General features: G+C 66.9%; 7 protein-coding genes and 1 pseudogene. 2 read left to right on the top strand and 6 right to left on the bottom strand.

The annotated features are described in order from the left end of the window. Positions 1-428 (bottom strand): annotated as a pseudogene (locus LPZ50_RS19965) (thiamine phosphate synthase); the annotation flags it as partial. Positions 429-459: 31 nt separating this feature from the next. Here LPZ50_RS19965 and LPZ50_RS19960 point away from each other — a divergent pair. After that, a complete protein-coding gene (locus LPZ50_RS19960; RefSeq protein WP_230664203.1) occupies positions 460-1,617 on the top strand; it encodes a pyridoxal phosphate-dependent aminotransferase in 1,158 nt (385 codons plus the stop codon). 131 nt (positions 1,618-1,748) lie between these two features. Here the strand turns inward: LPZ50_RS19960 and LPZ50_RS19955 are convergent, their stop codons facing one another. Further along, entirely contained in the window at positions 1,749-2,573 is an 825-nt protein-coding gene (locus tag LPZ50_RS19955) for a lytic transglycosylase domain-containing protein (protein WP_230664200.1), read from the bottom strand. Between the two features lie 82 nt (positions 2,574-2,655). Between LPZ50_RS19955 and LPZ50_RS19950 the strand changes: the two genes are divergently transcribed. After that, positions 2,656-4,200 (top strand): UbiD family decarboxylase, encoded by a 1,545-nt coding sequence (locus LPZ50_RS19950; RefSeq protein WP_230664197.1) that lies wholly within the window; start codon positions 2,656-2,658, stop codon positions 4,198-4,200. Here LPZ50_RS19950 and LPZ50_RS19945 read toward each other — a convergent pair whose 3' ends face one another. From LPZ50_RS19945 to LPZ50_RS19930, 4 genes are all read right to left on the bottom strand, one after another. After that, positions 4,201-4,629, bottom strand: coding sequence for a hypothetical protein (locus tag LPZ50_RS19945; protein WP_230664194.1), 429 nt, complete (start codon positions 4,627-4,629; stop codon positions 4,201-4,203). A gap of 3 nt (positions 4,630-4,632) precedes the next feature. Next, positions 4,633-5,052 carry a phage holin family protein gene (locus tag LPZ50_RS19940; protein ID WP_230664191.1) on the bottom strand — a complete coding sequence of 140 codons (420 nt, stop codon included), beginning with the start codon at positions 5,050-5,052 and terminating at the stop codon, positions 4,633-4,635. A gap of 38 nt (positions 5,053-5,090) precedes the next feature. Further along, the gene (locus tag LPZ50_RS19935; protein ID WP_230664188.1) at positions 5,091-5,408 is read right to left on the bottom strand and encodes a DUF883 family protein; all 318 of its coding nucleotides are present in this window, start codon (positions 5,406-5,408) and stop codon (positions 5,091-5,093) included. A gap of 80 nt (positions 5,409-5,488) precedes the next feature. Beyond that, positions 5,489-6,214: a hypothetical protein gene (locus tag LPZ50_RS19930; RefSeq protein WP_230664186.1), complete on the bottom strand. Its 726-nt coding sequence runs from the start codon at positions 6,212-6,214 to the stop codon at positions 5,489-5,491. Positions 6,215-6,449 lie beyond the last annotated feature (235 nt).

The following is a 6,449-nucleotide window of genomic DNA, read 5'->3' as shown; positions in this document are numbered from 1 at the left end:
CAGCCCTGCGACCCGGCCAGCCAGGCCGCCAGGGTGGCATGTTCCGGCGCGCCGGCAAACTGCGGCAGGCCGGCATCGGCCAGCTCGCCCAGCCGGCAGCCTGCCTGGGCATGCCACTGTCCGGGCTGTTCGCCCGGCACCAGCCCGATCAGGAGCGAGGGGTCGACATACAGCACGGGGCGCATGGCGGGTACATGGACGCCGTCCACCCCGTGCAGCAGCAGCGCCACTCCGTACTCCTGGCACAGGGCGCGCGCATGCCGCACATCTTCGCGGCGGGTTGGCTGCAGCCAGGCCCGCCCGTTCGGGCCCGGCTCCAGCTCATCCACCCTGCCCTGCGCCGTACGCTCCAGGCGCCGGCGAAATGCGTCCCAGGGGGTGCTGGGCGGACGCCTGCCCAACAAGAATGCGCGCCGCGATGGCTGCATCTACAATTCCTTTTTCGTTTCGAGAATCACCATGCTGCGCCTCGCCTCACGCGCCCAGGATTTCCTGACATTCCACGTCGTTGAATTATTCAAAGAGGCGCAGGCACTGCAAGCCGCGGGCCGCGACATCATCAGCCTGGGCATCGGCGAACCGGACTTTACCGCGCCGCCCCAGGTCGTGGAAGCGCTGGAACGCGCGTCCCGGGCCGGGCTTAGCGGCTACAGCGCGCCGGCGGGGCTCGCCGCCCTGCGCGAGGCCATTGCACGATTCTACGCAACCGAGTTCGGCGCCGCCGTCGACCCTTCCCGCATCATTGTCACCGCGGGGGCCTCGGGCGCGCTGTCGCTGGCCTGCGCCGCCATTGTCGATCCGGGCGCCGAAGTGCTGATGCCCGACCCGTCCTACCCCGCCAACAGCAATTTCATCCTGGCCGCGGGCGGCCGTCCGCGCCTGATCCCCAGCCACGCCGACAAGCGTTTTCAATTGTCGGCCCAGGACGTGCGCGAGCACTGGACGCCCGCCACGCGCGGCGTGCTGGTGGCCTCGCCCAGCAACCCCACCGGCACGTCCATCGCCCGCGATGAACTGGCGGCGCTGCTGCATGCCGTGCGCGAGCGCCAGGGGTTCACCATCGTCGACGAAATCTACCTGGGGCTCAGCTATGAAGGCCAGCCGCGCTCGGCGCTGACGCTGGACGACGACATCATCGTCATCAACAGTTTCTCGAAGTACTTCCACATGACGGGCTGGCGCCTGGGGTGGATGATCGTGCCCGAGCGGCTGGTGGCGCCCATCGAAAAAATGGCGGCCAGCCTGGCCATCTGCGCCCCGACGCTGGCGCAGCATGCCGCGCTGGCCTGCTTCGCCCCCGATACCCTGAAAATCTACGAACACCGCCGCGATGCCTTCAAGCAGCGGCGCGACTACCTGCTGCCGGAATTCGAGCGGCTGGGGCTGCATGTGCCCGTCAAGCCCGACGGCGCGTTCTACATCTATGCCGACATCGCCGCTCTGGGCACCGACAGCGCCACCCTGTCGCACCGCCTGCTGCACGAAGCCGGCGTGGCCGCCGTGCCCGGGCTGGACTTCGGCCCGGCCCACGGAGGCCATACCCTGCGGGTGTCATACGCCACCGGGCTGGACCGCCTGGAAGAGGCGGTCCAGCGCATGGGGAAGGTGCTGGGGTAAAGAGAGCACTTTGCGGAGTACTGCCGGGTGTCCGGCTCCGAAGTGCCGGACACCGTTGCGTGCCACGACGGCCTCAGTTAGACGGTGTCCGGCACCCTGGCGGGAGCCAGACACCCGGAAGCGCCGGCGGCTTACTCCCGCGCCAATGCGATACCGGCGGCCAGCGCCAGGCGCCGGCGCTCGGCCTGCACCTTGGCCCCGTAGCCGCCATCGCTGGGGCCGGTGGCGCCCACGTAGCAGGCCAGGCCGCCATCGACCGAACCGCGCCGGTCGATGCAATCGCGCAGGATCGTGGTGCCGACGCGGATATTCGCGATGGGATCCAGCGGGTTATTCATCCCGTTGCCCAGTTTGTCGAACTTGTCCTGGTGCACGCGCGTCATGACCTGCATCAGGCCCTGCGCGCCCATCGAGCTTTCGGCGAACGGGTTGTAGCGCGATTCAATGGCGATCACCGCCAGCAGCAGCAGCGGGTCCAGCTCTTTTTCGCGCGCCACCTTGTACACGGTATTGACGAGCACCGACGTCGCGTCGTACGCCACGCGGTACTTGCGCGAGATATAGTTGCGCAGTGCCTCGACCTGGGGGCCGGACACAGTGCTGCGCGCCTTCTTGGGTTCCGGCGGCAGATCGCTGCGCAGCGGGCCCAGGAAGCCGGTAGCATTGCTGGGGGCGGCAGGGATGGCCATGGCAACCACGGAGGGCGTGTCATAGACAGGATCGTACCCAAGCTCTGCTGAGCTGGACGACATGGATGTAGGCGCTAGGGCGGTCAACAAGGCTTTGTGCACCTGCAGGGCCTGGTCGCGCAAACCAGGCAAGGCGAAGCCCATACTTACCGTGACGATTACCGCAATACCCAGATAGGTACAGCAGATTCGCAGCCATTCGGCGAGATGGTGGTGCACTCCTTGGGCGGTCTGACGGAACAGGCCTGCCACTGACGCATCGGGCATGGAGACCTCCTGCGTTAAAGAGAGGTCTGGATGTTAACCTCTGTTCAACCCCAAAAATGTAACGAATTGACCGGAATAAGCAGTGAAATACCGCGACCTTAGAGACTTTTTGCAGCAGTTAGAGCTACGTGGCGACCTCAAGCGCATTGCTGTGCCTGTATCGACACATCTTGAAATGACTGAAATCGCCGATCGCGTTTTACGGTCAGAGGGTCCGACCCTGTTATTCGAAAATGCCACGCATAACGGCGCGCCCGCGCAAATGCCGGTGCTGGCCAATCTGTTTGGCACGCCCCGGCGCGTGGCCTGGGGCATGGGCGCCGAAGACGTCGGCGCGCTGCGCGACACCGGCGAACTGCTGGCGTCGCTGCGCGAGCCCGAGGCCCCGCGGGGCCTGCGCGACGCGCTGGGCAAGGTAGCCATGCTGAAATCGGCGCTATGGGACATGGCGCCCAAGCGCGTGCGCAGTCCGGCCTGCCAGGAAGTGGTATGGGAAGGCGCCGATGTAGACCTGTCGCGCCTGCCCCTCCAGACCTGCTGGCCCGGCGACGTGGCGCCGCTACTGACCTGGGGCCTGGTCATCACGCGCGGGCCCAACGCGCGCCGCCAGAACCTGGGCATCTACCGCCAGCAGCCCATCGCGCCCAACAAGCTGATCATGCGCTGGCTGTCGCATCGCGGCGGCGCGCTGGATTTCCGCGAGCACGCGCGCGCTTATCCGGGCACCCCCTTTCCGGTGGCGGTGGCGCTGGGAGCCGACCCGGCCACCATCCTGGGCGCTGTCACGCCAGTGCCCGACAGCTTGTCGGAATACCAGTTCGCCGGCCTGCTGCGCGGGTCGCGCACGGAAGTATCGCAGGCCCTGGGCAGCGAACTGTCGGTGCCGGCCTGGGCCGAAATCGTGCTGGAAGGCCATCTGCTGCCGTCCACAGACCCGCGCGCGGTGGCGCCCGCGGTGCCCGAAGGCGCCCCGCCGCCGCCGGACACAGGCTATGAAATGGCGCTGGAAGGCCCCTACGGCGACCATACCGGCTATTACAACGAGCAAGACTGGTTCCCGGTATTTACCGTCGACCGCATCACCATGCGCCGCAACCCGGTGTACCACTCCACGTACACGGGCAAGCCGCCCGATGAGCCCGCCGTGCTGGGCGTGGCGCTGAACGAAGTGTTCGTGCCGCTGCTGCGCCGCCAACTGCCGGAAATCGTGGACTTCTACCTGCCCCCCGAGGGCTGCAGCTACCGGCTGGCGGTGGTGTCCATCCGCAAGCAGTACGCCGGCCACGCCAAGCGCGTGATGTTCGGCCTGTGGAGCGTGCTGCGGCAGTTCATGTACACCAAGTTCATCGTGGTGGTGGACGAAGACATCGACCCGCGCAACTGGACCGAAGTGGTGTGGGCCATTACCACGCGCATGGACCCGGTGCGCGATACCGTGCTGGTGGAACGCACCCCCATCGACTACCTGGACTTCGCCTCGCCGGTGTCCGGCCTGGGCGGCAAGATGGGCATGGATGCCACCAACAAGTGGCCTGGCGAAACCGATCGCGAATGGGGCCGCCCCATTGCGATGGACCCCGCCGTCAAGCAGCGCGTGGACGCAATGTGGGGCGAACTGGGCCTGTGATCAGGGCAGCGGCGGCGTGGGGGTGCGGCTGGCCTGGCCGCCGCTGTCGGGCGCCCGCCCCTGCGCGGCGCCCTGCTCCGGCCCGGATTCGCGCATGCCGCGCCAGGCCTTGAACGCCTGCCAACCCAGCAGGACGCCCCCCGCCACCCGGAACAGGCGCGAGCGCTTGCCGCGCCCCATGATCAAGGCCGACACCGTCGAGCTGATGAAGGGATAGCGGCGCGCCAGCGACACCCCCTGCCACAGCAGGTTCGACAGATTGCCGCCGCCGCCCAGCCCGGGCAGCCAGCGCTTGAGCAGATTGCCGGGCGCCAGCGAACGGCCGGTGGAAGCGATGCTGTGGGCCAGCGATTCGCGTTCGATGGCGGCACGGGCGCGCAGCAGTTCAATGCGCACGGCCCGGTCGATGGAAGGAGAACGTTTGGCCATCGGTCAGCCCCTGTCGCGGCGGGCTTCGGCCGCGTCGTCCTGTTCGTCGCGTGCCATGCGCACGCTGTCGAGCAGGTCGGCATCGCGGCCCAGTTCTTCCACCGTGGCCGCGAACGGCATGGCCCCGGATACCAGTTCGCGGCGCACCGTGAACAACAGGCCCGCGCCCAGCGCGGCATACAGCACCGCCAGCAGGCCCAGGGCCCAGTAGCGATCTTCGGTGGGCCAGAACGCCACCGCGATCGTGACGGTGAACACCAGCACCGCCAAAGTCAGGAACAGCAAGGCGGCAAACGCCATGCCCAGCAACTTGATCAGCCGCGCCTTTTCTTCGGCGGCTTCCAAGGCGAACAATTCCAGGCGCGTGCGCAGCAGCCCGACCAGGCTGCCGGCAACGCCGAATACGGATCTGCGCAGGCCCATAAGGGAAAGAGCGGGCCGGCGGTGGCCGGCCCGGCACTTTATCGGCGCGAGATCAGCAGGCCCAGCAGCAGGCCGGTGACGCCCGCGATGCTGATGGCTTGCCAGGGATTGTCGTGCACGTAGTCGTCGGTGGCGCGGGCCGCCTTGCGGCCGCGTTCCAGCACCGCGTCTTGCGCGTCGTACAGGGCTTCGCGGGTGCGCTTCAGCGACGCCATGGCGCGGTCGCGCAGTTCGGTGGCCTTGTCGCCGGAACTGGACGCGGCCTCGCGCAACAGGTTTTCTGCATCGTTCAGGCTGCTTTTGACGCTGTCGATGAGTTTTTCTTTGGCAACTTCTTCAGAACGTCGGGTAGGCATAAACGGCTCCTGTTGATGTCGATGACGAATCCATCATACCAGCCTGTAACTGGCATCGCTGCATGGCTTGCTACTGACTGCTACTTGATCTGGGTAATCTCGACAGCGGACTTCACGCCGTTCTGGTCGATGTCCTGCCGCATGACCAGATTGACCGCCGGGCAGTACCAATCGGTGACGGTGGTATTCATGCCCGGGATAGGCAGCGTGATGCCCTGGAAAGTGGCCAGCGTGGGGTCGGTATTGCGGGTATAGCGGATCGGCCAGCACGCCTGGCGGCCCAGCGCGGTATCCAGCGGCTGCTGGTCGCCCACGGTTTTCTGGCCGATGCGCACCACGGTGGTGGGCTGCCCGCCCACCGGGGCGTCTTTGCCGATGTTCAGCCGGTAGGTTGCCCCCGGCATGGTTTGGCCCGGCGCCACTTTGCCATCGTAGGCGAACAGGCCCAGCATGCGCAGGTCGAACTGTCCGGTGTCTTCGGGCTTTTCACCGGCCTTGGCGTAGCGGACGAAGCTTGCCTGGCCGTCTTTGATGGTCATCAGGTAGTCCAGCTTGGACTTGCCGGCCGGCAGGCCCGCGTAGCTGAAACTGGCAGTGCCCTGCACCCGCGCGCGGCAGTTCTTGGAATTGGTCTTGGCCACTTCGGCGAACGCCAGGTCGGCCCCCAGGCTGAGATTGCCGGATCCGGTCAACTGCACCGCGCCGCCATCGTGCATGAAACGCGCATCGCACACGCCCGCCAGCGCGGGCGCCGCCAGGCTGGCCGCGCCGGCCACGAACACATAAGAAAAAAAGCGTACCGCCACTAGCGACTCCCGATGACTGACACAAGCCATGCGCGGGCATGGCGTCTTGATACTACACCGGGCGGCAGGCCGCCTGCCGTAACGCGCGCGTAACCAAAGCGCGCGGCGGTGGATGGCCGGGGCCGGGATACGTTGTATTTTGCAATGATTTGCCCCCTGCGGCGGCGGCTTCATCGCACTGGAAGCCGTGGGCAAGCTGCCCGCCGACGGCTACGCCCTGCTGCAGCTGGACAGC

Origin of the sequence: Bordetella petrii, assembly GCF_020991325.1 — a bacterium.
Lineage (GTDB): Bacteria > Pseudomonadota > Gammaproteobacteria > Burkholderiales > Burkholderiaceae_B > Bordetella_A > Bordetella_A petrii_E.
The sequence above is the reverse complement of the archived record's forward strand: the minus strand, read 5'-3'. Positions and strand labels throughout refer to the sequence as shown.

What these genes read in the sequence shown, in the direction of transcription:
- LPZ50_RS19960 (WP_230664203.1), top strand. Translation starts at nt 460, where the DNA reads ATGCTGCGCCTCGCCTCACGCGCCCAGGATTTCCTGACATTCCACGTC.
- LPZ50_RS19945 (WP_230664194.1), bottom strand. Translation starts at nt 4,629, where the DNA reads ATGGCCAAACGTTCTCCTTCCATCGACCGGGCCGTGCGCATTGAACTG.
- LPZ50_RS19940 (WP_230664191.1), bottom strand. Translation starts at nt 5,052, where the DNA reads ATGGGCCTGCGCAGATCCGTATTCGGCGTTGCCGGCAGCCTGGTCGGG.
- LPZ50_RS19955 (WP_230664200.1), bottom strand. Translation starts at nt 2,573, where the DNA reads ATGCCCGATGCGTCAGTGGCAGGCCTGTTCCGTCAGACCGCCCAAGGA.
- LPZ50_RS19935 (WP_230664188.1), bottom strand. Translation starts at nt 5,408, where the DNA reads ATGCCTACCCGACGTTCTGAAGAAGTTGCCAAAGAAAAACTCATCGAC.